This window comes from Bartonella sp. AD328YNZD (assembly GCF_042196425.1).
Map to the genome: position 1 here is coordinate 1 of NZ_JBHIQG010000869.1, position 538 is coordinate 538.

Sequence of the window (538 nt, forward strand, 5' to 3'; positions counted from 1 at the left end):
AACTTCCCTGAACCCTGCAACTCTGGTTTTTATCTATAGGGAAAGCCGAGCTTATCATTCGTATTAAGCAGCGATCAAGAAAATATATCATTACACTTTATGGGCTTTAACATGAAATTCACAAGAAAAGAAACCAAAAAATGATTTAAAAAAATAAAGGCTCCACTAATAGTGGAGCCTCTTAGAAATTTACTCTTAAAAAAGATCAAAATTTGTAAGCTACACCAACACGGAAATCATTGGTTTTGTAATTAACTTCAAGTTTTTCTTTTGCAAATTTCTTTTTACCAAAATCGGAATAACGATATTCTGCACGTACAATCACATTATCCAACATCGCGAAATCAATGCCACCACCCAGAGTGTAACCAATCATAGTTTTTGTCTCATCAGTTAAGTTTTTAGAAGAAACGACACTTCCGTCCTCACCCTTAACAGATATTGATACAGTGTCTTGGAACTGCCCATAAGCAATACCACCAGCGAGATAAGGCATAAAGCGATCAGCAGCAAAACCAATACGGACCCGTGTAGCACC

1 protein-coding gene is annotated in these 538 nt (G+C 36.6%); it reads right to left on the minus strand.

What is annotated here, in order from left to right; all coding sequences use genetic code 11:
- Positions 1 to 205 precede the first annotated feature (205 nt).
- On the minus strand, positions 206 to 538 hold a 333-nt coding region (locus tag ACFIO3_RS15505), incomplete at its 5' end, for an outer membrane protein (RefSeq protein ID WP_375704827.1).